The sequence below is a fragment of the Candidatus Pantoea bituminis genome (assembly GCF_018842675.1).
Taxonomy (GTDB): domain Bacteria; phylum Pseudomonadota; class Gammaproteobacteria; order Enterobacterales; family Enterobacteriaceae; genus Pantoea; species Pantoea phytostimulans.
This window is the reverse complement of record NZ_JAGTWO010000004.1, coordinates 2,393,138-2,416,570: the sequence shown is the minus strand read 5'-3', so window position 1 is coordinate 2,416,570 and position 23,433 is coordinate 2,393,138. Positions and strand designations below refer to the sequence as shown.

The 23,433-nt window shown below is 51.3% G+C and carries 21 protein-coding genes, 2 tRNA genes and 5 pseudogenes; 11 read left to right on the top strand and 17 right to left on the bottom strand.

The window, feature by feature from the left end; genetic code table 11:
- Positions 1-76 precede the first annotated feature (76 nt).
- A complete protein-coding gene (locus KQP84_RS15210) occupies positions 77-679 on the top strand; it encodes a TfoX/Sxy family DNA transformation protein (protein ID WP_215847158.1) in 603 nt (200 codons plus the stop codon).
- Positions 680-702: 23 nt separating this feature from the next.
- On the opposite strand, the gene yccS is transcribed toward KQP84_RS15210, so the two are convergent.
- Both yccS and KQP84_RS15200 read right to left on the bottom strand, forming a co-directional pair.
- Positions 703-2,844 carry a YccS family putative transporter gene (gene yccS, locus KQP84_RS15205; RefSeq protein ID WP_370661501.1) on the bottom strand — a complete coding sequence of 714 codons (2,142 nt, stop codon included), beginning with the start codon at positions 2,842-2,844 and terminating at the stop codon, positions 703-705.
- A 1-nt stretch (position 2,845) separates the two neighbouring features.
- The gene (locus KQP84_RS15200; protein WP_215847157.1) at positions 2,846-3,289 is read right to left on the bottom strand and encodes a YccF domain-containing protein; all 444 of its coding nucleotides are present in this window, start codon (positions 3,287-3,289) and stop codon (positions 2,846-2,848) included.
- A 123-nt stretch (positions 3,290-3,412) separates the two neighbouring features.
- Between KQP84_RS15200 and helD the strand changes: the two genes are divergently transcribed.
- The gene (helD, locus tag KQP84_RS15195) at positions 3,413-5,467 is read left to right on the top strand and encodes a DNA helicase IV (protein WP_215847156.1); all 2,055 of its coding nucleotides are present in this window, start codon (positions 3,413-3,415) and stop codon (positions 5,465-5,467) included.
- Position 5,468: 1 nt separating this feature from the next.
- Here the strand turns inward: helD and KQP84_RS15190 are convergent.
- Together KQP84_RS15190 and KQP84_RS15185 are read right to left on the bottom strand one after the other, a co-directional pair.
- Positions 5,469-5,926: pseudogene (locus KQP84_RS15190) on the bottom strand (methylglyoxal synthase).
- 84 nt (positions 5,927-6,010) lie between these two features.
- Positions 6,011-6,649, bottom strand: a complete 639-nt coding sequence (locus KQP84_RS15185; RefSeq protein WP_215847155.1) for a YccT family protein — start codon at positions 6,647-6,649, stop codon at positions 6,011-6,013.
- 174 nt (positions 6,650-6,823) lie between these two features.
- Between KQP84_RS15185 and KQP84_RS15180 the strand changes: the two genes are divergently transcribed.
- A complete protein-coding gene (locus KQP84_RS15180; RefSeq protein WP_215847154.1) occupies positions 6,824-7,246 on the top strand; it encodes a CoA-binding protein in 423 nt (140 codons plus the stop codon).
- A gap of 34 nt (positions 7,247-7,280) precedes the next feature.
- Here the strand turns inward: KQP84_RS15180 and hspQ are convergent, their stop codons facing one another.
- Together hspQ and rlmI are read right to left on the bottom strand one after the other, a co-directional pair.
- The gene (hspQ, locus tag KQP84_RS15175; RefSeq protein WP_215847153.1) at positions 7,281-7,598 is read right to left on the bottom strand and encodes a heat shock protein HspQ; all 318 of its coding nucleotides are present in this window, start codon (positions 7,596-7,598) and stop codon (positions 7,281-7,283) included.
- A gap of 59 nt (positions 7,599-7,657) precedes the next feature.
- Positions 7,658-8,847: pseudogene (rlmI, locus tag KQP84_RS15170) on the bottom strand (23S rRNA (cytosine(1962)-C(5))-methyltransferase RlmI).
- Between the two features lie 85 nt (positions 8,848-8,932).
- Between rlmI and yccX the strand changes: the two are divergent.
- A complete protein-coding gene (gene yccX, locus KQP84_RS15165) occupies positions 8,933-9,211 on the top strand; it encodes an acylphosphatase (RefSeq protein ID WP_215847152.1) in 279 nt (92 codons plus the stop codon).
- Here yccX and KQP84_RS15160 read toward each other — a convergent pair whose 3' ends face one another.
- Together KQP84_RS15160 and yccA are read right to left on the bottom strand one after the other, a co-directional pair.
- Positions 9,212-9,538, bottom strand: coding sequence for a TusE/DsrC/DsvC family sulfur relay protein (locus KQP84_RS15160; protein ID WP_215847151.1), 327 nt, complete (start codon positions 9,536-9,538; stop codon positions 9,212-9,214).
- A gap of 102 nt (positions 9,539-9,640) precedes the next feature.
- Entirely contained in the window at positions 9,641-10,297 is a 657-nt protein-coding gene (gene yccA / locus KQP84_RS15155) for an FtsH protease modulator YccA (RefSeq protein WP_215848304.1), read from the bottom strand.
- 229 nt (positions 10,298-10,526) lie between these two features.
- On the opposite strand from yccA, the gene KQP84_RS15150 reads away from it, so the two are divergent.
- The 3 genes from KQP84_RS15150 (at position 10,527) to agp (ending at position 12,605) form a co-directional block, all read left to right on the top strand.
- A tRNA-Ser gene (locus KQP84_RS15150) sits at positions 10,527-10,614 on the top strand.
- A 78-nt stretch (positions 10,615-10,692) separates the two neighbouring features.
- Positions 10,693-10,780: transfer RNA gene (locus KQP84_RS15145), tRNA-Ser, on the top strand.
- A gap of 265 nt (positions 10,781-11,045) precedes the next feature.
- Positions 11,046-12,605, top strand: a complete 1,560-nt coding sequence (gene agp / locus KQP84_RS15140) for a bifunctional glucose-1-phosphatase/inositol phosphatase (RefSeq protein ID WP_215847150.1) — start codon at positions 11,046-11,048, stop codon at positions 12,603-12,605.
- A gap of 71 nt (positions 12,606-12,676) precedes the next feature.
- On the opposite strand, the pseudogene KQP84_RS15135 reads toward agp, so the two are convergent.
- The 3 genes and pseudogenes from KQP84_RS15135 to wrbA all read right to left on the bottom strand — a co-directional run bounded on the left by KQP84_RS15135 (position 12,677) and on the right by wrbA (position 14,969).
- A pseudogene (locus KQP84_RS15135) lies at positions 12,677-14,049 on the bottom strand (NAD-dependent succinate-semialdehyde dehydrogenase).
- Between the two features lie 57 nt (positions 14,050-14,106).
- Positions 14,107-14,337 carry a YccJ family protein gene (locus tag KQP84_RS15130; protein WP_215847149.1) on the bottom strand — a complete coding sequence of 77 codons (231 nt, stop codon included), beginning with the start codon at positions 14,335-14,337 and terminating at the stop codon, positions 14,107-14,109.
- A 32-nt stretch (positions 14,338-14,369) separates the two neighbouring features.
- Positions 14,370-14,969 (bottom strand): NAD(P)H:quinone oxidoreductase, encoded by a 600-nt coding sequence (wrbA, locus tag KQP84_RS15125; protein ID WP_215847148.1) that lies wholly within the window; start codon positions 14,967-14,969, stop codon positions 14,370-14,372.
- A 329-nt stretch (positions 14,970-15,298) separates the two neighbouring features.
- Here wrbA and KQP84_RS15120 point away from each other — a divergent pair.
- Positions 15,299-15,474, top strand: a pseudogene (locus KQP84_RS15120) (con-10 family general stress protein).
- 96 nt (positions 15,475-15,570) lie between these two features.
- A complete protein-coding gene (locus KQP84_RS15115) occupies positions 15,571-16,488 on the top strand; it encodes a DMT family transporter (protein ID WP_215847147.1) in 918 nt (305 codons plus the stop codon).
- Here the strand turns inward: KQP84_RS15115 and rutG are convergent.
- From rutG to rutA, 6 genes are all read right to left on the bottom strand, one after another.
- Complete coding sequence (gene rutG, locus KQP84_RS15110) at positions 16,485-17,804, bottom strand: pyrimidine utilization transport protein G (RefSeq protein ID WP_215847146.1); 1,320 nt, start codon at positions 17,802-17,804, stop codon at positions 16,485-16,487. The two genes, KQP84_RS15115 and rutG, sit on opposite strands and share 4 nt — an antisense overlap.
- Before the next feature lie 73 nt (positions 17,805-17,877).
- Positions 17,878-18,393: an NADH-dependent FMN reductase RutF gene (gene rutF, locus KQP84_RS15105; RefSeq protein ID WP_215847145.1), complete on the bottom strand. Its 516-nt coding sequence runs from the start codon at positions 18,391-18,393 to the stop codon at positions 17,878-17,880.
- A 22-nt stretch (positions 18,394-18,415) separates the two neighbouring features.
- Complete coding sequence (gene rutD / locus KQP84_RS15100; RefSeq protein ID WP_215847144.1) at positions 18,416-19,225, bottom strand: pyrimidine utilization protein D; 810 nt, start codon at positions 19,223-19,225, stop codon at positions 18,416-18,418.
- The gene (rutC, locus tag KQP84_RS15095; RefSeq protein WP_215847143.1) at positions 19,225-19,620 is read right to left on the bottom strand and encodes a pyrimidine utilization protein C; all 396 of its coding nucleotides are present in this window, start codon (positions 19,618-19,620) and stop codon (positions 19,225-19,227) included. The genes rutD and rutC overlap by 1 nt, the downstream gene beginning before the upstream one ends.
- Positions 19,621-19,656: 36 nt before the next feature.
- Positions 19,657-20,373, bottom strand: coding sequence for a pyrimidine utilization protein B (rutB, locus tag KQP84_RS15090; protein WP_215847142.1), 717 nt, complete (start codon positions 20,371-20,373; stop codon positions 19,657-19,659).
- The gene (gene rutA / locus KQP84_RS15085) at positions 20,373-21,464 is read right to left on the bottom strand and encodes a pyrimidine utilization protein A (protein ID WP_215847141.1); all 1,092 of its coding nucleotides are present in this window, start codon (positions 21,462-21,464) and stop codon (positions 20,373-20,375) included. The genes rutB and rutA overlap by 1 nt, the downstream gene beginning before the upstream one ends.
- A gap of 307 nt (positions 21,465-21,771) precedes the next feature.
- Here rutA and rutR point away from each other — a divergent pair, with 307 nt between their 5' ends.
- Both rutR and KQP84_RS15075 read left to right on the top strand, forming a co-directional pair.
- Positions 21,772-22,407 carry an HTH-type transcriptional regulator RutR gene (gene rutR, locus KQP84_RS15080; RefSeq protein WP_215847140.1) on the top strand — a complete coding sequence of 212 codons (636 nt, stop codon included), beginning with the start codon at positions 21,772-21,774 and terminating at the stop codon, positions 22,405-22,407.
- Between the two features lie 35 nt (positions 22,408-22,442).
- Positions 22,443-23,416, top strand: a pseudogene (locus KQP84_RS15075) (metal-dependent hydrolase).
- Positions 23,417-23,433 lie beyond the last annotated feature (17 nt).

The following is a 23,433-nucleotide window of genomic DNA, read 5'->3' as shown; positions in this document are numbered from 1 at the left end:
TTATCACTTTTTCTTATCTTCTAAGTGGCTGAATACAAAGCTATTTGAGAAATTTCCTGTACATGGAGGTGGGACTATGAAGAAAGTACATCAGGTTATTGAACGTTCAAAAGAATGCTTGTCACCATTAGGAAAAATAGAATCACGCACACAATTTGGGGGGTACACGTTAGCCGTAGAAAAGGTCGTTTTCGCATTGGTGAATGAGGACGAACTCTATCTGCGCGCCAGTGAAGCGTTACGTGAGTATGTTATTGAACGCCCTTTAGAGCCATTGATCTTTCGCAAACGCGGTTTACCCGTCAGCCTAAACTATTTCAAAGTTGACGAGGCCCTGTGGCAAAACGCTGAGCACCTTCTTGCGCTCTCGGCGTCTGCGCTTCAGGCTGCCCAAGGTGAGTTATTGACAAGACATGTCTCACTGAGATTAAAAGATTTGCCTAATCTCAGCCTTCGAATTGAGATGCTTTTGCGAGAAGCTGGAATCTGCACAGTGAAGCATTTGCGTGAAATGGGGGCTAAACAATGTTGGCTCAAGTTAAAAGCAATTAACAAGCATATTGGCTTGAATACTTTGCTGGCGTTGCAGGGTGCTATCTCAGGTCATCACCATGCAGCCTTACCGCCAGCGGTAAGGGCTGAGTTGAGTGAATGGTATAAGGATACTGTTAAGCGCTAGTCTGGTACGGAAGGTTCAGGGCGTTAATGCCTGACCAGCGTGCGACGCAGGCGTGCAATATCGGGTAACAGCGAAACCAGCAATCCCAACTGTTGTAACACCAGCGGCGCACGCGTTTCCGGATCGGTAGCCAGTTCAGTAATACGTTGAGCGAGCGAAACGCGCATCGCTTCAGCTTGACTATCGGTAACGGTATCTATTTGTAAAACGTCCTCAACATAACAAACGGTATCATCCAGCAATTGGAGGAGTTCAGGTTCTGAGATTTTGTCGCGATGCGCACCAAGAGCAGAAATGTAGCTAAGAAATGAGTGATTAAGGCAGAGCAACTGAAAGGCAGACTCCCGCGTTTTTTGGTCCGGCCGCGTCTCGCTGCTCATATTTGACACCACCGAAGCCAGTTCTGCATCAGCGTTATGAGCATCACGGCGAGCAATACGGTAAGCCAGCCGATTATCTTTGCCTTGATGATATTGCTCCATGATTGCATCAAGATAGCGGCAATTCGCATTTAAGGTGCGTTCAGCGACAGCAGGTAATTGACGGAAACGCCAGTCAGGCCAGATAAATGCCACCGCAAACCATGCCAGAGCGCAGCCCAGCAAGGTATCAACGACACGCGGCAGGGCAATTTCAAACCCTTCGCCCAGTAGGTTAAAGCAGAGTAATACTAATAAAGTGATAAAGAGCGTCGCTTGCGCGTATTGCACCTGGCGAAAAGCGAAAAACAGCACACCGCTCAGCACAATCAAAATCAACTGGCCTTCGACGGAAGGCACTAACCACAGTACCGGCAAACCAATAGCGATTCCCGCCAGCGTACCGCCGATACGTAATGCCAGTCGCCGCTGTGTGGCATTGTAATTGGGCTGACAGACAAACAGGCTAGTGAGCAAGATCCAATAGCCGCGCTCAACCCCGGTGATCTGTATAAAACTATAACCAATACACAGAACCACTGACATACGCACCGCATGGCGAAACAGGGCGGAAGAGGGTGATAAATGACGACTGAATCGCAGTCGAATATCACTCCATCCACTTAATCCTTCACGGGACAGCAGATTATCACTGTGTTGTGGATCGTCTCCGCCCAGCGCTTGCTCCGATTCAATGGATGCCAGCTGAGCGTCAATCGCCTGCAAGTTTCGTAATAACCAATAAAGTGCGCGGATATGTGTGGCTTCCGGCTCGCGCTGTTCCAGCCTTTCTATCGCTTTTTGCAAACGATCAAAGGCCCGCTCAAAGCGACCATCATGTTCCCAGCGCTCACGCATCAAAATAGATTGCGCCAGCTGCCGACAAGCCTGAGCTTGCATATTCAACAGACGCTGGAAGCGGAACAGAATTTCGTTGTAACGCCAGTCACCGCGTAATAAATGGTATTGCAAATGTGATGAGCTGGCGCGTTCATGAATGTCCTGCGCCACGAAGTAATAATGCAAGCTGCGACGCGTTCCCCGAGAGCCGCGGTCACCGCGTAAACGACTCTGCAATGTTGTTTTGGTCAGGTTGAGTTGCGCCACCAGCTGGCTGTTCACCATTGCATTATTGATTAACGAAGCGTCATCATGCTCATTCGCATCGGGATCGAACAAATTGGCTTTGGCTTCAAGATAACGCGCCAATTGCGAATAGCTGCCCGCCAGTTGTTCTTGAACGGGCCGTACCGGAAACATCATGTGGCCCAGTAACGTCAGCAGGTTGTACCATAGCGCGCCCAGCAATAGCAGCATGGGCTGCATATACCATTGCTCAAACAGGCCGATGCCAAGCATGGTGTAAACAGCGATGAGAAGGGCACCAAAGGCGATAGTGGCATAACGTTGCCCCAATGCACCCAGCAGGATGAATCCCCAGCTAGAGAGCGCCAAACCAATAATGAAAGCAATGGGGTGCGGGAAAAGCAGTTCAACGGAAACGGAAGCGATGCAAAAGCATAGCAGCGTAATCAGTAAATTTTTCAGGCGACCCGTCAGGCGATCATCTAAATCTGCCAGCGCGGCAGCCACTACGCCCAAAGTAAGCGGAATGGTCCATTCGATTTGATTCAACCACCATGGCACCGCTGCACATCCAGCCAGGGCAAAAAAGATGCGCAACAAATAGCGCCAGGTGCTGTTGAACAAATATTGCCGCCAGCCAGGCAGCGATTTCGACATCATATTAATGGCGACGACGGGCATTGGCTTCGCGTGCGGCACGCGCCTCCTCAACCGAAACGACGCGGCGTCCCACCGGCCATAGTGCGATAGCGGCAATCTTGAAGTTAGCAATGCCGACCGGAATACCAATAATTGTCAGGCATTGAACGATGCCCGCAGAGATGTGCGCCAGACATAACCACCAGCCAAAAAACAGCAACCATAAAATATTCAGTAAGGTACCGCCGCTGTTCAGGATATGGCTCTTTTCATCAGGACGCAGTACATCCACATGCACCGCTTCATTACCGAAAGGCAGCAATGACAGCTTAGTGATCTCCCAACAGGAACGCGTTAGTGGCAGCGTAAAAATCAAGACGATGGTGACCAGCGTGGCAAAAAGCCAGCTCAGCGTGGTGAAAAAACCGCCCAAGACGAAGTTGAGAATATTTAAAACGGTGCGCATGACAATCTTTTCCTTTTGCATTTCGCAAGATGTGCCGCCAAGTTTAGCCTGTTTTAAGGCTGGAGCGCCAAGTGTCTGACAGGTAAACTCCGCATAATCCTTTTCTTAGTCGTTGGTGTGGACGTGGAACTGAAAGCAACATCCATGGGCAAGCGACTTGCTCAACATCCTTATAATCGGGTTCGTTTACTCGCCGCTGGCGTAGAAGTGAGCGGGGATAAGCATGAGTATTTAATTCCTTTTAACCAATTGCTGAATATTACCTGCAAGCGCGGATTGGTGTGGGGCGAACTTGAGTTCTTATTAGCTGAAGATAAAGTGGTGCGACTGCACGGCACCGAATGGCAGGAAACGCAGCGTTTTCATCATTACCTTCTGCAATCGTGGCAAAGTTGGAGTCACGAAATGAGTGATGTATGTCGTGAGGTGCTTCATACCTTGCGTGAAGAGATCAACGGGTTTGGCGATCAGGATCGTTGGATAAAACGAAGCGAGCTCCAGTCATTAAAAGAGAAAATCGTAAAGCAATTCGACGCCTTGCCATTGCCTTTGTCGCGCCTCACTGAATTCGATCATACCCGCGAGGATTGGGCCTTCTGCCAGCACTGGCTGGATCAGGGCGAAGTTGCATTAAAAGTGCGCAATGGTGACTGGACAGCGAAAATGCTGGCGCACTATAAAGATTTCTTCTCCACCGTCGAAACGACACCGCTCAATCCTTCGCAATGTGAAGCCGTGGTTAACGGTGAGGATGCGCTGCTGGTACTGGCTGGAGCAGGTAGCGGCAAAACCTCGGTGCTGGTTGCGCGTGCAGGCTGGCTGATGCAGCGTAAACTCTCGGCACCGGATCAAATCTTACTGTTAGCGTTTGGTCGTCAGGCAGCAGACGAAATGAACGATCGCATTCAGTCCCGGTTAGGCGCTGGTGAGATTCAGGCACGAACGTTCCACTCATTAGCCCTGCACATTATTCGCGAGGGCAGCAATAAACAGCCTCTTATCAGTAAATTAGAAAGCGATGCTGATGCGCGTCGTGAATTGCTGATTACCGAATGGCGTCAGCAGTGTAATGAGAAAAAAGCACAAGCTAACGGCTGGCGACAATGGCTGCGTGATGAGTTGGAATGGGAAGTGCCGGAAGGTGCATTTTGGCAGGATGATGCTCTAGCGAAACGTCTGTCATCGCGCCTTGAACGCTGGCTGGGATTAATGCGTATGCATGGTGGTGCGCAGGCAGCGATGATAGCTGACGTGAGCGAAGAGAGGCGTGACCTGTTCAGTAAACGCGTGAAGCTGATGGCTCCGCTGCTTAAGGCCTGGAAAACAGCGCTGAAAGAAGAGGGCGCAGTGGACTTTTCTGGCTTAATTCATCAGGCAGTAGCCATTCTTGAAAAAGGGCGTTTCATCAGCCCCTGGAAGCATATTCTGGTGGATGAGTTCCAGGACATTTCACCGCAGCGTGCGGCCTTGTTAACTGCGCTACGTCAGCAAAATAAACGGACGACGCTGTTTGCAGTGGGTGATGACTGGCAAGCCATTTATCGTTTTAGCGGAGCTGAAATGAGTCTGACTACCGCTTTTCATCACTATTTCGGTGAAGGCGATCGCTGTGTGTTGGACACCACTTATCGCTTTAACGATCGCATTGGTGATATTGCCAACCGTTTCATTCAGCAAAATCCTCATCAGTTGCGTAAGCCGCTTAACAGCCTAATCAAAGGCAATAAGAAATCGATAGCGCTTTTATCGCAAGATCAGCTTGAACCGCTGTTGAATAAATTGAGTGGCTACGCCAAACCCGACGAGCGGATATTGCTTTTAGCGCGTTACCACTATTTATTACCGGAAGTCTTGCAGAAGGCCAAAACGAAATGGCCAAAACTTAAACTTGAGTTTATGACGATACATGCCAGCAAAGGGCAGCAGGCAGATTACGTCATTTTACTGGGATTACAGCAGGGCAAAGAAGGCTTCCCGGCTGAGGCGCGCGAATCCATCATGGAGCAAGGCTTGTTACCGCAAGAAGAAGCTTTCCCGGATGCCGAAGAGCGCCGGTTAGCTTATGTTGCGCTGACGCGCGCGCGCCAGCAGGTGTTTCTTATGTTCGATAAGCAGCAACCATCCGTTTTCGTCGATCAATTCCGCGAACTTGGCGTGCCGGTTTTACGCAAGGCCTGAGTTACTTTAGGCGCTCTGCCAAATAGCGTTGATAGTCAGGGATTTGAATCTCGACGGACTGGGCAAACAGCGGTGACTGGATAATGAAGTCTGCTGTTGTCCGGTTTGTCGCAACAGGAATGTTCCAAACTGTGGCAAGGCGCAGCAATGCTTTTACATCGGGATCGTGCGGCACCGCATTAAGCGGATCCCAAAAGAAAATCAGCGCATCAATTCTCCCTTCAGCAATCATTGCGCCCACCTGCTGATCACCCCCATCGGTCCGCTTAGCATAGCGTTAACATCAAGACCGGTATGACGATTGATTAAGTTGCCGGTGGTGCCGGTTGCGTAAAGTTCATGCGTGCCGAGTGCGGGCTGGTTTTGCTTAACCCATTCAAGCAGCGAGGCTTTGCAGTGATCGTGAGCAACCAATGCGATATGTTTTTTTACGCCAAGAGTACGAGCCGTTTGTTCCATAGAGGCTTCCCGATAATGTCACGTGCGCCAGATTTGTTGCACGAGTTTACCTCTTGGCTTTCCTCTCTATCAACTTGAACGTAATCAACTTGTACGTAACATTTTGACGAGGTTGAGAAATTGTTGGCGAGTCGCTTCATCAAAACGCTGAAACCAACGTTTGAGTGAGGGTAATTCAGGCTGATCGGCCCACGCGAGATCGGCAGTAAGTTGGGCTGAAGGCGGAGCGGCAGTTGTTTTAGCGAATTGCGGAACGGAGGCGATATGGTCGTCGCGGTTGTAATTCAACATCGCTTTTTCCATATCAACACCCGCGGCGACAGGCAAGCGATCACGCATACTGACGATCTCTTTGCCATGTTCATCAACGAGCTGAAAGTTTAATGTGCGATCAAAATGGTGGCGAGCGCGCTTATTATCCAGCGGCGGCAAACGAATTGTGATGGTTTTCACTTCGGCGTTAAACGTGACGATCATGGGTATGGATTGGTAGCGTAACGAAGCATCTTTATGGTCATCACGCAGTTGTTCTACACGAAACAGAAACTGGTGTTGGCCTCGGTCTAATTCTAAGCTGTCGGCCCCTTTAAGCAGTGAACCCGAAATTTTGCGGCCATCAAGCACGAGAAGATCGATCTGTGGATCGAGCTTCAATGTAATGGCAGAACAGGACGCCGTTACGAGGAAAAGCATCAACCCCGTGACAGCCAGCGACAGCTTCATTTCAACTCCAGGAAATAGGGCGCAAGGGATGTGTGTAGCAAATTCTTACATTATGGCAGTAAATTTACATTTAAACATATTTATTCGTGCGTCAGCCCTAATAATTACCGCTGTACATGGCCCACTGTTCGTTCTGCCAATCTACAATCAAGCTTGTCGCTAAAGGAGATGAAAATGAATGATCAAACGATTCGTGATGTGCTGACGCGTACGCAACGTATTGCGCTGGTAGGAGCCAGCGATCGTCCTGAGCGCCCGAGTTATGGCGTGATGAAATATCTGCTTGATCAGGGTTATGACGTGATCCCCGTGAGCCCAAAACTGGCAGGACAAACGTTATTAGGTCAAACCGCTTACGCGAGTCTCGCAGATATTCCGGGCAAAGTGGATATGGTGGATGTGTTTCGTCATTCTGAAGCGGCATGGGGCGTGGCGCAGGAGGCCATTGCTATAGGCGCGAAAACCCTATGGCTACAGCTCGGCGTGATTAATGAGCAAGCTGCAGTATTGGCGCAAGATGCTGGGATGACGGTGATTATGGATCGCTGCCCAAAAATGGAAATCCCACGGTTGGGGATTTCAGCTAAACACGCATAACAAAAGTGGCGGCGATTAACACAGCCGCCACCTGTTAATGGCGTAGATGCGGAGCCTGTAACTGTTTGCGAACCGATGCAGCAAGTTCATCCAGTGAAGGCTGTTCCGGGTGTTCAAAGGTGGTTTCACCCGATAATTGAATCTCGGCGACGTAGGTGTGAACCTGATCGCCTTCTTCATCTTCCATTACCACGTGATACCAAGGCGCGGCACGCATTTTTTCCGCAGCGCCAACCTCATCCAACTTAGGTTCATCCAATGAATATTCTGGATCGACATCCACAATCACACCCAAAATACCTGAAAGGCGATGTCGTACCTGCTGTCCAATTCCAAATTTACTGGCAATCATTATGACCTCCGAAAAAACTGTCCTCTGATCAATATGGCGTCAAGAACAGTTTTTTCAAGTCACATTACGCGGCAAGCAAACCCTTTCAGGTAAAGACCTTCTGGATAGCTGGCGATAACAGGGTGATCGGCTGCCTGACGGAATTGCTCAATAAACTGCACTTCGCGACCCGCATCAATGGCGGCGTCCGCAATGATTTTCTGGAACAAATCGGTAGCCATTAGACCCGAGCAGGAGTAAGTCATTAATACGCCACCGGGATTAAGCAGCTGAATAGCTAGCATATTAATGTCTTTATAACCGCGACAAGCGCCCATTAGCTGGTTTTTATTTTCGACGAACTTCGGCGGATCCATCACGATAAGATCAAATTTCTCACCGCTGTCACGATAGCGTCGGAGCAGTTTGAAAACATCATCACGTTGGAACTGGGCGCGCGAAACATCAAGGTTGTTGAGCTCAACGTTTTGACGAGCAACATCCAGCGCATCCTGAGAGGTATCCACGCTGATTACTTCTCGGCAGCCACCCATCAGGGCAGAAACCGCGAAACCGCCGGTATAAGAGAAGCAATTAAGCACGCGAGCATCTTTAGAATAGCGGCGTGTTGCCAGGCGGCTGTCACGTTGATCAAGGTAATAACCGGTTTTATGGCCACCCTGAATATCAACCAACAATTTCATGCCATGTTCTGTTATAGGCAGAAGCGGCGGTGGCAACTCACCGGTGACGGTACCTTGTGTCAGCTCCATACCCTCTTTTTTACGTACCGCTACATCAGAACGATCGTAAATAGCACACTCAGGGAAACAGTGCTGCAATGCAGAAATAATGGCAGGGCGCTGATATTCCGCGCCTGCTGACAACAGTTGAAGCACGAGAAAATTGCCGAAACGATCAATGGTAACGCCAGGCAAATTATCTGACTCACCCGCAATCAAACGGTAGCTATCCAGCCCATCACGTTCCGCCAGCCACTTTCGCCATTGCTGTGCTTGCTCAAAGCGGCGCACGAAAAAAGCGATGTCGATGGATTCATCCTGCTGCCAACTCCAGACGCGGGCACGAATCTGCGACTGCGGTGAATAAGCGGCGCGGGCCAGCCATTTGCCGTTACTGTCACAGACATCAATGGTTTCACCCAGTTGTGCTTTGCCTTCCATGCGAGCGACCGCACCAGAAAAACCCAAGGATGACGACGGAGCAGGGATTTTTCACGTCCCTTCGCAAGAATCAATCGAACTGTCATAGTTTGCTATGCTTACCTGAAAAAATGAGGCGCTATTGTCCGGTGGATAGCGGGAAAATGCAACGAACAGCAGCAGGAGAGAATAATGTCAGCAGCCTGTTTTAAAGCATGGGTACAAGGTCAGGTCCAGGGTGTGGGTTTCCGTTACAGCACGCAAGCGCAGGCTAAGAAGCTCGGTGTGTTCGGTTACGCACGTAATCTTGATGATGGCAGCGTAGAGGTTTTGGCCTACGGAGAAGCGCAGCAGGTTGAAGCCTTAATTGATTGGTTAAAAGCTGGCGGGCCGCGCAGTGCGCATGTTGATAACGTTTTAATCGAACCTCACCAGCCTGCGCAGGCACCAGAGAATTTCACCACAGGTTAATTAAAGACATTTCGCGGGCTTGGGCAAACCGGCAATTTTTGTTGCTTGTTTGGCGGGACCGTCAGGAAACAGGCGGAACAGGTAGCGGCTGTTGCCTTTTTCTTCGCCATATTTCTGGCCCATGGCTTTTACCAACATCCGCACCGCTGGCGATGTGTTGTATTCAAGATAAAACGCCCGTACAAAGTGCACCACCTCCCAATGAGCCTCGGTCATGGTAATCTCTTCCTGCTCAGCAATCTTTGCCGCCAGCGCTTCGCTCCAGTCGTTGCCATCTTTTAAATAGCCTTCGGCGTCGACTGCAATTTCAATACCGTTAAAATTCACCTGAATTCCTCATAAAAAACGACGGCGCATTTTAACAAAATACGCCGTCATAAAAAGCAAAACCCCGCAGAAGCGAGGTTTTGTGAAATCCGTTGTGACCGATTAGTTGCTGCGCGAGAAGCCCAGAATGCTCAGTAAGCTCACAAAGATATTGTACAGCGACACGTACAAACTCACGGTTGCGCGAATGTAGTTGGTTTCGCCACCGTGAATAATGTTGCTGGTTTCCCACAAAATCGCACCCGCTGAGAAGAGGATAAACAGGGCGCTGATTGCGAGGTGAAGTGCAGGCAGCTGCAGGAAGAGGTTTGCCACGACCGCAACCAGCAGCACAATAAAGCCTGCCATCATCATGCCGCCCAAGAAGGACATATCGCGACGTGTCGTTAATACGTAAGCCGAGCAGCAGAAGAACACTAAAGCGGTTCCGCCCAGCGCCAGCGCAATCACATCACCCATTCCGGCCGTCAGAAACGAGCTCAGGATCGGGCCGAGGCAGTAGCCCAGGAAGCCGGTAAAGGCGAATGCAGCCAAAATGCCCATTGGGCTGTTTGCTAAACGGTAAGTAAGGAACATTAGTCCATAAAAACCGACCAGCATTAAGATCAAACCTGGCGCGGGCAAGCCCAGCACGGTGCTGGCTGTGGCAGTCACCGCTGAGAAAGCCAGTGTCAGGCCCAAAAGAAAATAGGTATTACGCAAAACTGTGTGCGTACTCAGCAGCGACTGCTGCGACGATGATGTTGCGACTCTGTCCATTCTGTTCATGTTGCGCTCCTGTTAGCAGAACACCAAATATGCGCTGAGAATACGCAGTGCAATAAAAGGGGAAAAGTCGTTTTACCCTTCTTTACGCGTCAAACCGCTAATTCTTTGAGCAGAGTGGTGATTTTGACAACAAATAATTCTATTTTGACTGTTTTTCAGCCGAACGAATTGAAGCAGGCTTTACATCTCTCAGGGGGATGTTTATAGTGCGCCTCATTGCGGAGGGGTGGCCGAGCGGCTTAAGGCAGCGGTCTTGAAAACCGCCGATGGGAAACCATCCGAGAGTTCGAATCTCTCCTCCTCCGCCACTTCATCAATGTAAAATGATGAAATAGCAGAAACGTAACGCATAACGTTTTTGCCGCACGCAGTACAAAGCATTACACGGAGGGATGGCCGAGCGGCTTAAGGCAGCGGTCTTGAAAACCGCCGATGGGAAACCATCCGAGAGTTCGAATCTCTCTTCCTCCGCCACATTCTACAGGCCAGCATTCGTGCTGGCCTGTTTCGTTTTTGTCCTTTCCCTTCAGTGATTCCGAAAAACATCCCGTTGCTTTTCAATCTGCTGTCACGTCTGCAACTCACTGCAGCAACTCTGCTATAGTCCATTAACTGTTTTTACAATCCACTGGCGCTTTTCCGAGGCGAGCTGAGTTACACTGTGCAGCAATTCGCTCTTAAGCGAGCTAATCGGTTGATAGCCTGAGTGTTTCTCTACTGAATATATGGAATAGGCACAATGATCAAGAAACTGAGTCTTTGCGCATTGTCGGTGCTGGCTGCATTACCGATCGGAACGATGGCGCAAGCCGCTGACGGTGATATGCAGCTACAGCAGGTGCTGATGTTGAGTCGACATAACTTACGCGCACCACTGGCCGACAATGGCAGCGTGTTAGAGCAATCGACCAAGAAAAACTGGCCGCAATGGGATGTACCGGGCGGACAGTTGACGACCAAAGGTGGCGTGCTGGAAGTTTATATGGGCAATTACACCCGCCAATGGTTAGCCCAACAAGGTCTGGTAAAGAACGGCAGTTGCCCAGATAGCGATAATGTTTTTGTTTACGCTAACAGCCTGCAGCGCACTGTCGCGACCGCTCAATTCTTCATTAATGGTGCTTTCCCGGGTTGTGATGTTGCTGTCACGCATCAGGACGCTATGGGCACCATGGATCCCATCTTTAATCCAGTCGTCACTGACGACAGTGATGAATTCAATAAAAAAGCGCTGGCCGCTATGGCTGCGGCTAATGAAAAACTCTCTTTAAAGCCTGCTTTCCAACGTTTGGAAAAGATTGTTGATTACAAATCAGCGCCTGCCTGTAATAACAAAAAGCAGTGTGACCTGAGCAACGCCGAGAACACCTTCTCCGCAGACAACGGCAAAGAGCCCAACGTTAGCGGCCCGCTGAAAGTGGGTAATTCGTTGATGGATGCTTTTACACTGCAATATTACGAAGGTTTCCCGCTGGATCAGGTTGCCTGGGGTCAGATCAAAACGCCTGAACAATGGAAAGAGCTTTCAACCATAAAAAATGGTTATCAAGATGCTTTGTTCACCAGCCCAGATGTCGCGCGTGAAGTCGCTGCGCCGCTGGTGGATTACATTCGTAGCCAGTTAGTTGATCAAGATAAAGCCAACGCGCCTAAGATTACGTTGATGGTGGGACATGATTCCAACATCGCTTCACTGCTAAGCGCGCTGCAGGTTAAACCTTACGAGCTGCCAGATACCTACGAGAAAACGCCCATCGGCGGTCAGGTCGTCTTTGAGCGCTGGCATGATGCTAAAAATGACAAGGATCTGCTGAAAGTCGAATATGTTTATCAAACAGCCGATCAACTGCGTAATGCTGATGTTTTAAGCCTGAAAAATCCGCCTAAGCGCGTAACGCTTCAACTGGCAGGTTGCCAAACCGACGCGAATGGCTATTGCGCATGGGATCAATTTTCCCAGGCTTTGAACGGTGCGCTGCAAGGCACGCCAATGCAACCCGCCGCCGCGCCACAGCCAGCTGCGCAACCTGCTTCCGCTCAGCCTGCCGCGCCTGCATCCGACGATGCGAAAGTAAAAGCAGACAAAGCCGCAGCCGATAAAGCGGCTGCTGAGAAAGCCGCAGCTGAAAAAGCCGCCGCGCAAAAAGCCACGGATGCAAAAGCCGCAGAAGAGAAGGCCAAAGCAGATAAAGCGGCAGCCGACAAAGCAAAAGCCGCTGCAGATAAAGCTGCCGCAGACAAAGCGCCGGCTCAAGTGGAAAACAACGAAAAAGCGAAAGAACCTGTCGCCGCGAGTTAATTCCACATTAGCTGCAATAAATAAAAACCCCGTCAAGACGGGGTTTTTTTATGGTGGTGAATCAGAAAGGTTTAGCCGGAAATGACCACCAACTTCTGATTGGCAAACTCTTTAATGCCCAGATCAGAAAGTTCGCGTCCGTAGCCTGAACGCTTTACGCCGCCAAATGGCAGTTCAGCTGAAGTGTCACTCTGCGAATTAATAAATACCATACCGGTTTCGATTGCTGAAGCCAGCTTACGGCCACGATCAATATCTTGAGTCCAAACTGATCCGCCCAAGCCATAATGAGAATCGTTGGCCAGCGCAACCGCCGCGCGATCGTCACCCACAACATAAATCTGTGCCACTGGGCCAAAGAACTCTTGATAATAAGCAGGATTGTCCGGTTTGATATCGGTCAGGATTGTGGGCTGATAATAGCAGCCGACACCCGCTACCGCTTTGCCGCCTGTCAGCACTTTTGCCCCGTTTGCTACCGCTTCATCAACCTGTTTAACGAGTCGATCACGCGCATCACTGGATGAAAGAGGGCCGAGCGTGGTTTTTTCATCCAGCGGATCGCCGAGCGTCGCGGAAGATAACGCAGCACTGAATTTTGAAATAAAGCTCTCCGCAATTTTCTCATGCAGGATAAAGCGTTTCGCGGCCGTACAGACTTGACCGCAGTTACTGAGTCGCGCCTGCACGCCCTGGCGTACTGCTTCATCGATATCCGCATCATCCATGACCACGAACACATCGTTGCCACCCAATTCCAGCGTGGATTTTTTCAAATGCTTACCGGCTTGCTCCGCGACCGCGCTGCCCGCACGTTCGGAGCCGGTTAGCGCAACGCCTTGCACGCGGTTATCAGCAATCAGGTCAGCCACTTGGTCGGTTGAAATAAACAGATTGGTCCAGGCACCTTCTGGTGCGCCAGCTTCTTTACCAGCTTCTCAAATACGTCGGCACAGTGCGGCACGATATTGGCGTGTTTGGCCAGCACCGGATTACCCAACGCCAGATTCGGTGCCAGCACACGCATCAGCTGATAATAAGGGAAGTTCCACGGTTCGACGGCTACCAGCACGCCAATTGGATGATATTCTACCCAAGCTTCACCCAGCTCGCTGGGATAAGATTGTGGTTTCAGAATACGTTCAGCGTTCTCGGCATAATAACGGGCGATTTGAGAGCAAATCTTTACTTCACCTCGACTCTGGCCGATCAGTTTACCCATCTCTTTACTGGCGATAGTGGCCAGCTCTTCTGCACGACTGTCAATCAGGTCGGCCAGTTTTTTTAATACCTGCACGCGCGGCTGAATATCCCCTTTGCTCCAGCTGGAATGGAACAGGCGATCGGCCACGTCCAGCGCCTGGCTTACTGCCGTCGCGTCGTGGGAAGGCCAGCTTTTCAGCAACTGGTTGTTAGCGGGATTGATACTTTGATAGGAAGACATACAGCGCTCCTTGGTCAATAACTTAAAAATGTGAGGCGGGAAAATCCCGCCTCAGAATTAAACGTTTTTACGTTCTACGGTTTTGTCATCCCAGGTCAGGACGTCTTTATCGGTTTTATCGAAGGCGCGGAACAGGACTTCATCGCTGCCTTGCTGACGCCAAATCTCTTCGGCGAGTTTCTCGTCATAATTTGCCACTTCAAAGATGGCTTCAGCAATTTCAGGTGAGGTGTGACGCAGACTGGCCCATTCGCCAACGTGATGTGTTTTCGCTTGATCGGTCGCCATAAAGGTCTCCTTAAATGAAATCCAGAGTAAAATTAGTCCTTGAGTTTAACTGCCAGCCCGGCAACGTGTTCACCCTGAAAGCGGGCGATATTCAGTTCATCTTCCGTGGGCTGACGCGAACCATCACCACCCGCCAGCGTCGTTGCACCATAAGGCGTGCCGCCGCGGACTTGCGAGATATCGAACAGCTCTTTAGTGCCATAACCAATTGGGACAATCACCATGCCGTGATGGGCTAACGTGGTCCAGACCGAGGTAATAGTTTGTTCTTGCCCGCCACCGGTTCCCGTTGAGGAGAAGACGCTGGCGATTTTGCCAAACAGGGCACCAGAAGCCCAAAGTCCGCCAGTGCGATCCCAGAAGGTACGCATTTGACCAGACATATTGCCAAAGCGGGTGGGTGTTCCAACAATTATGGCATCGTACTGTGGGAGGATGTCGGGCGTGGCTTCTGCAGCAGCTTGTTGCGTTTTACCGCCAACCTGTGCAAAACGTTCTGCATCCATGGTTTCTGGCACACGCAGGATATCGACTTCTGCGCCTGGGACTTTGCGGGCACCTTCGGCAATCGCATTCGCCATCGTTTCTATATGTCCGTACATTGAGTAATAGAGCACCAGGATCTTAGCCATCAACATCTCTCTCAGGTTATTTAGCGTAAAAAGAAGTATAGAAGAGCTTTATTGCGCTGCGAGTCTGAGGCAGGAGCAAAACCATTTTTAGGACCTTTAACCGGCAGACGTTGCATTAAAAGCTGGTTGAATGTTCGATATTTATGCAAATTGCCAGCGCATTATCTGTTGCTAAATGTAACGGTTGCCGGGGCGTGAGCGAAAACTGGCTAAGCTTTAATCATGATTGCTGTATGAAACGCTGCTGTATAAATCGGCAATCAACAGGCTTTACGCCAGTCCGGGTAAATGATGATTTCAGCAACACGATTAAGCGACCGGAGTAAATTATGGCTACACATCGTGGAGGTTCAGGAAATTTCGCCGAAAACCGTGAACGTGCGGCAGAAGCCGGACGGAAAGGGGTAAGAACAGCGGCGGCAATTTTAAAAATGACCCACAACGCGCCGCACGTGCTGGCGAAAAAGGCGGACGCAGCAGTAATAAAAAATCTGCTGATGCCTAATCCTCTTTTGCCGCCGGGAAATACCGGCGGTTAACATCATTGCTTTATCTCCCTTCACTCCGCAAAATGGCGCCCGAATCCCTTTGCAGGTGAATTATGTCGGACGCTATCCGCAGTTTATCCTTGCGCATTTCGCGCCAGGAGCTGGTTTTAATTTTTATAACGATGATCTGGGGCGGCACTTTTCTGGTGGTGCACCGCGCTGTGCAGTACTCCGGGCCTTTTTTCTTCGTTGGCCTGCGCTTTGCCACGGCGGCACTGCTGCTGGCGTTGTTTTTTCGACGCTATTTAGCCGCAATAACCTGGATGGAAATAAAAGCGGGCACACTGATTGGCCTTTCGATTGCTGGCGGTTACGGATTGCAAACCTATGGCATGCAAACCATCTCCAGCAGCCAGTCGGCTTTTTTAACCGCACTCTATGTGCCGGTGGTGCCGTTATTACAATGGGTGTTTCTGCGTCGTCCACCAAGTGTGATGGCGTGGCTGGGGATTTCGCTGGCCTTTGGTGGTTTGCTGTTGGTAGCAGGGCCGCAAGATGGGCGCATCAATTTAAATCAGGGCGAGATTGCTACCCTGATCAGTACATTAGCGATCGCGGCTGAGATTATCCTGATTAGTCGCTTTGCCGGCCAGGTCGATGTGCGCCGCGTAACGTTAATTCAACTGGCTGTCGCCTCTGTTTGCGCATTTTTTCTGATGATACCCAATGGCGAATCTCTGCCTGCGTTTTCGCCGACATTGCTGTTGAGTGCGCTGGGTTTGGGCGCGGCCAGCGCGTTAATTCAGGTGACGATGAACTGGGCGCAGCGCAGCGTATCGCCAACCCGAGCTACCGTGATTTATGCCGGCGAACCGGTGTGGGCAGGGGTTGTCGGTCGAATTGCTGGTGAGCGTTTACCGGCCGCCGCTTTATTTGGCGGTGCGTTGATTGTTTGCGGTGTGATTGTTAGCGAACTGCGTTTTAAGCGGAAAAAGCGGTGCAGCGAGCGCCGACACCGCTTGAGTAACTAACCGACAATCTTATTCTCGGCCAGTGCCTTACCGCGCTGGCGCAGAATAGCATTAAGGATGATCGCACCAAACGTGGCGGTGCCAATACCGCCCAGCGTGAACTCGCCAATTTTCAGCGCAAAGTCGCCTGCGCCTAAAACCAGTGTTGTTGCCACCATAATCAGATTGCCGTTCTGACTAAAATCGACATGGTTTTGCACCCAAATACGCGCACCCGCCACAGCAATCAAGCCAAAGACCACAATGGATGCGCCGCCAATCACCGGTCCGGGAATGGTGTGAATCAGCGCACCAAACTTAGGTGAGAAGCCGAGGATCAACGCAATCACCGCTGCTGCGACAAACGCAAGCGTGGAATAGACTTTGGTAACCGCCATGACGCCAATGTTTTCGGCATAGGTTGTGACGCCGCTGCCGCCCAGGGTGCCAGAAATCATAGTGGCCAGACCGTCGCCGACAAACGCGCGCCCCATGTAGGGATCGAGATTGCGCCCGGTCATACCTGCTACTGCTTTAATATGTCCGAGGTTTTCTGCTACCAGGATAATTGCCACCGGCGCGATCAGCACAATGGCTTGCATATCAAACGTGGGTGCGGTGGTTTGCGGCAGTCCAAACCAAGGCGCTTGAGCGAGCAGGGTGAAATCCACCGGTTTGCCAAATCCTAAACCGTTGGTCAGCAGCGCATAGATTGCCCAGGCTACGATCAGGCCAATAAGAATCAGCAGCCGCTGAATCATGCCACGGGTAAATACCGCCACCAAGCCAATACATAAAACGGTCATTACCGCCATCCAGCTGTCGAAGGAGGAGGCAGAGACGCTGTGAACAGCAATGGGCGCCAGATTCAAACCAATCGCCATCACTACCGCACCCGTTACCACCGGCGGCATCAGGTTTTCAATCCAGCGCGTACCGGCTTTCATCACCACGAAACCAATCAGCGTATACAGCAAACCACAGGCGATAACGCCGCCCAGCGCGATGCTGAGGTTAGGATTCAGGCCTTGACCGTTGAAGCCGGTAACGGCAATCACCACCCCGACAAAGGCGGCGCTGGATCCCAAATAGCTGGGCACGCGACCACCGGTAACAAAGAAGAACAGCAGCGTGCCAATACCTGAAACTAAAATCGCCAGGTTGGGATCCAACCCCATCAGTAGCGGCATTAATACCGTCGCGCCAAACATCGCGACTGCGTGTTGCAAGCCGAGAACAATTGTTTGTCCCGCTGGCAACGTTTCATCGGGGGCGATCAGCCCGTTATCGGTTACTGCCGACTTCTTTTGCCACTGAGGAAACCAGGAACTCGCCATCGTTTACTCCAAAAAGAGATAAATGCCGGGGCCGCGCAATTTCGCTATGAAAGGTCAGCTAATAGCCGGCGGATTAACAGGCTTCCTGCCGCAAAAGAGGATGGTATCCGCGATCAAACCACATCAGGCCATGCGTGTCGTCGTTGCGTACCAGCGCCAGTACTTCGCAAAACAGTGTGTCGTGTGTTCCCACGCTTACAATCTGACTAATGCGACAGTCAAAAGAAGCCACCGCGCCCTGTAAAATGGGGGAACCGGTGATCGCGGTGGTCCACTCTGCCGCGATGAAGCGTTCCGGCATCGGTGTTTTGCCACCGAACAGCGTTGAAAGTGCTTCATGACCCGATGCCAGCGTGTTGACACACAGTTGCATGTTTTCGCGAAATACAGGGTAAACCGAGGCCGAACGGTTTAAGCACACCAGTAAAGTGGGTGGTGAATCCGTTACGCTACATACCGCCGAGGCGGTGAAACCCGCGCGGCCTGCAGGACCTTCAGTGGTGATAATGTTGACGGCTGCGCCCAACCTCGACATGGCGTTGCGGAAGTCCTGTTTTTCCACCAAGGGTGGAAGATCTTCTCTGCTCATACTCTTCTCCGGCTTCGTCGGTTTAGTCCGCCACGTGCGCTGTTTTTAGCACAGTGTCGGTGTCATTCAGCCACTGCATGAGCAGTGCATTAAACGGTTCAGGATCGGTCACGCTCATTGCATGGCCGCCCCACGGCATTTCTACCAGCTGGCTATCAGGCAAGGCGGCAGCGAGCTGTACTGAACAACTCCACGGCGCCAGCAAGTCGTCCTGGCTGCATATCACCAACACCGGCGATGTAATACTGGCGGCGCGGGTGCTGAAGTCAGCCGTCATCAATGCGTTCAAACGGCGTAAGAGATTCTCCGTTCCCTGGAAATGGGCGACATGATGCGCATCTTCCTGTTCCAGCCGCGCCTGATGCTGCGCCATCCACTCAGAGGGATAAAGAAACAGCGGCTGCGCCCGGACAAAGGCATCAATGCCTACGTTGAGCAGCAGATCCTGACGCACATGAAAACAGCGTTGGGTATGCGCATTAAGCGTTAACCAACCATTAATCACCGCGACGCGCTCAACGCGTGTTGGGTAATCAAGCGCCAGCTGTAAACCGATCAAGCCGCCTAGCGCATGACCAACAATGCCAAATTTTGTTATACCGTGCAGAGTTAGCGCCTCTGCTAACTCTGCCGCCATCATTTTCATGCTGTAGCCTTCCGGCAGCGTATCAGCACTACGCCCGGTGCCGCGTTGGTCATACAGCACCACGCAATAACGTTCACAAAGTGTCGCTAACTGTGGCTGCCAAAAGCCGGTAACACCGCCCAACCCGGAAGAGAGCACCAGCGTGGGCGCTTCGTCAGCAGGCTGGCCATGAATTTCAACGTGCATCACGCCTCCTGTTTACCGATGTGCGCAATGCTGGCGATTTCGATTAAGGCGTCCGGTTTGACCAAGCCGCATTGAATGCAGAAGCGCGCCGGTTTTTCGCCAGGAAAATAGTCGGCATAGACCTGATTCACCGCTGCATAGTTTGTCCAGTCGGTAAGAAAAATGGAGTTGAACGTGACGTCCTCCATGCTGCCGCCTGCGGTTTCGATCACTTTCTTGATGGTTTCCAGCACGTGACGGGTTTGCGCGGCCGCATCACCGACATGCACCACGTTGTTATTTTCATCAAACGGCAATGTGCCCGAGACATAAACCACGCCATCTGCCAGCGTTCCCGGAACAAAAGGCGCAATGGGCGTCGTGGTACCTGGCGGGATAATCACACTTTTCGGCATAGCAACGTTTCCTTTTTATCAGCAGGTGAAACCGTTTTAGACGGAGGGTTGCAGGCTTTCGCAAAAAGTATCGACGTTGGATACCCAGCCAAAGAACGTTTCGATATTGAAAATGGCGGCCTGTTGGGCAAAAGTCGGCCCAGCCTGATAGGTTGCGTCTTCCAGCACCACGCCGAAATATTCCAGAAAGAAGCCGTCGCGCAATGTCGATTCCACACAGACGTTGGTCGCGATACCGGTGAAAATTAAATGGCGAATGCCACGGCTGCGCAGCATGCTGTCGAGTGGCGTGTTAAAGAAGCCGCTGTAGCGCGGTTTTGGCAGCACAATATCGCCAGCTTGCGGTGTGAGTTCGTCAACCAGCGCATAATCCCAGCTGCCCTTTGATAACAAGGTGCCTTGCAATTCAGGACGTTTGCGCATGGTTTTCAGGGCATTCGATTTATGGAAGTTGGGTGAACCTGCATCGCCCGCTTCGACGTACTGATCGTCCCAGCCATTCTGAAACCAGATGATTTGAATACCCGCTGCACGTGCAGCCGTTACCGCCTGGTGAATGTTGGCAATCACCGGTTTGGTGGCTGAAACATCAAACCCCGCCAGATCGAGATAGCCGCCTTGAGTGGCATAGGCATTTTGCATATCCACCACAATCAACGCCGTTTGACTGGGCGGGAAGGCGATAGCTTCAGGACGTGCAGGCAGTTCAACCTGGGGAATGTCGGGCGTGTGGGCGCAATAAACCGTATTCATTAAGCTACCTCTTGCTGAGCATCAATCAGTGCGCTGCGGCAAGCCATCAGCGGTTGGATATGTTGACCAAAATCTTCAATACCTTGCAGGAAGTCATCAAAAGTCAGTAACACGCCGTGCGTGCCGTCAACTTCAGCGACGTCGTCCAGCATGCGAGCCACGTTGGCGTAGGAGCCGACCAGCGTGCCCATATTGATGTTTACTGCTGAAGTCGGATCAGCCATTTGACGCACATTGGTGTCGCTACCCGATTTGGTATCTTGCTGACTTTGTGTGGTCAGCCAGGCCAGCGCTTCTTCATCGGCGCCCGCTTTGTAGTGTTCCCATTTGGCGCGTGCTTCTTCATCGGTTTCCGCCGCAATGATCATAAACAGCACGTAAGAGCCGACATCGCGGCCCGCTTTTTCTGCCGCTTGTTTCATGCGTATTGAGGTCGAGGAAAACGCCGTTGGTGTATTGACGCCTTTGCCAAAGCAGAAGTTGTAATCCGCATGCTGCGCCGAAAATGCCATGCCCGCATCGCTTTGACCCGCGCAGATCACTTTCATCGGTTTTTGCGGTTGCGGGCTGACGCGGCAATCATTCATGGTGAAAAAGTCACCTTTAAAGTCTGATTTGCCGGTGCCCCAAAGATCGCGCAGCACCGTGACATATTCGGTCAGATATTTGTAGCGGCTACCGAAATACTCATCACCAGGCCACAAACCCATTTGCTCATATTCTGGTTTTTGCCAGCCGGTGACGAGGTTGACGCCAAAGCGCCCGTTGGAAATGGAATCAATGGTGGCGGCCATGCGCGCCACAATGGCCGGCGGTAAAGTCAGCGTGGCGGCGGTTGCATAGATCTCAATGCGTGAAGTCACGGCGGCCAGACCTGCCATCAGCGTGAAAGATTCGAGGTTATGATCCCAGAATTCCGTTTTTCCGCCAAAGCCGCGCAGTTTGATCATCGACAGCGCGAAATCGAAATGATAATGCTCAGCTTTCTGCACAATCGCTTTGTTCAGTTCAAAAGTCGGCTTGTACTGCGGTGCAGTAGATGAAATCAACCAGCCATTGTTACCAATCGGAATAAAGACGCCTATCTTCATGTGAAACCTCAATTAATTAGGGTGGGACTGTTTCACGCGCTGCGCTGCATCCTGCGTCATCCTTGATGGCGGCGCTCAATCAAAGATTTTGCAAAGGCTGTGCCACAATTTGTAAATCGAGTAATAACAAAAGGTTAAATATAACTCGAAAGAGTTAACTGGAGTGATTGGTCTGTTTTGGACCATCTGGTCAAAATAAGCTGCACGTTTTCCATGCAACCTGAGCAAAAAAGGTGCAAGAGCAGAAATGGGCAGCTGCCGGCAGCTTTGCTATGATGCGGGGATGGAGAGCGGATAAGGTAACAGTGTGAAAACAGATGAAAAAAAACCAACGCGCCGTTCGCGAGCTGTAGCGGCCAAGCGTGCAGCTATCCTGGATGCTGCGCTGGCATTCTTCTCGCAATTCGGTATTCACGGCACTACGCTAGACCAGGTTGCCGAACGCGCCGATGTCTCGAAAACCAATCTTCTTTATTACTATCCTTCCAAAGAAGTTTTGTACGTAGCCGTGCTGAAAGAGATTCTTGACGTATGGCTGGCACCGCTTCGCGCGTTAGCCCACGATCAAGATCCGCTGATGGCTATACGCCGCTATATTCGCCTGAAACTTGAAGTGTCACGCGATTTCCCGCAGGCATCACGGCTGTTTTGTCTGGAGATGCTGCAAGGCGCACCGCTATTGAAGGGCGAACTGGCTGGCGATCTCAAACAGCTGGTGGATGAAAAAGCCGCGATTATTGAACGCTGGATTGATGAAGGTCGATTGGCTGGCGTACAACCGCAGCATTTGATCTTTATGCTGTGGGCAACCACGCAGCATTACGCCGATTTCGCCAGTCAGGTTGAGGCGGTAACTGGGCAAACGTTGAGCGATCCGCAATTTTTCGATCAGACGGTAGATAATGTGCAGCGCATGATTATTGAAGGTATCCGCGTGCGTTAATTTTACGGCCATACGTTGTTGCGACGGAGTAAAAAATGGATTCTGTTTCGCAGTTTGTTCTGGGGGCATCCGTCAGCGTGGCGGTGATGGGCCGACGCGTCCCGCTTTGGCAAGCCGCCGCCGTGGGTGCGGTATGCGGCACGTTACCCGATCTTGATGTCTTTCTTGATCACGGCGATGCCATTCGCAACATGACTTTACACCGTACCGAAAGCCACGCTTTGCTCTATTTGACGCTGGTTTCGCCGCTGCTGGCGTGGTTGGTCGCGGGCCTTTTTCGTGGCAACGTGAAATGGCAAGCGTGGTGGCCTGCCATTTGGTTAGCGTTGATTACGCACCCGCTGCTGGATTTGATGACTGTTTATGGTACGCAGCTTGGACTGCCGATCACCGATCATCCTTATGCAGTGAGCAGCATCTATATTGTTGATCCGCTCTATACCTTGCCGCTGCTGATTTGTCTTGGTGTTGCCCTGTGGCGACGAGGCGATCCTGGCTTGCGCTGGAACCGTATCGGTTTGGCGCTGAGTACGCTTTATCTGGCATGGGGCGTGGTGATCCAGAGCATTGCTACCGGAGAGATTAAGCAATCACTGGTTGATCAGGGTCTTCCAGCCGACAAAGTGCTGGTCACACCCACTGCGTTTAACACGTTGGTGTGGCGCAGCGTGGTCATTACCCCGATCGTTATGGCGAAGCCTATTGGTCGCTGCTGTCGCCAAATCGTCCGCTTAAGGTTAGCTGGCAGCCTCGTCATCCTGAACTGTTTGCACAGTTAAAAGGAGACTGGTATGCCGAACGTGTGGCTTGGTTCAGCCACGGTTTTTATGCGATGAATGAGAAAAATGGCAAGATCACAATTGCTGACTTACGCATGGGAGAAGGGCAAAACTATACGTTTACCTTTAATCTCGGCTCGCCCCAGCAGTGGGAAACCCATCCGCAGCGGCTACCTTCAGCTCGGCCTGCGTTGAGCGCCAGCTTTAGCGCGCTAGCCGATCGTCTGTAAATAAAAAGCCCGGCCAT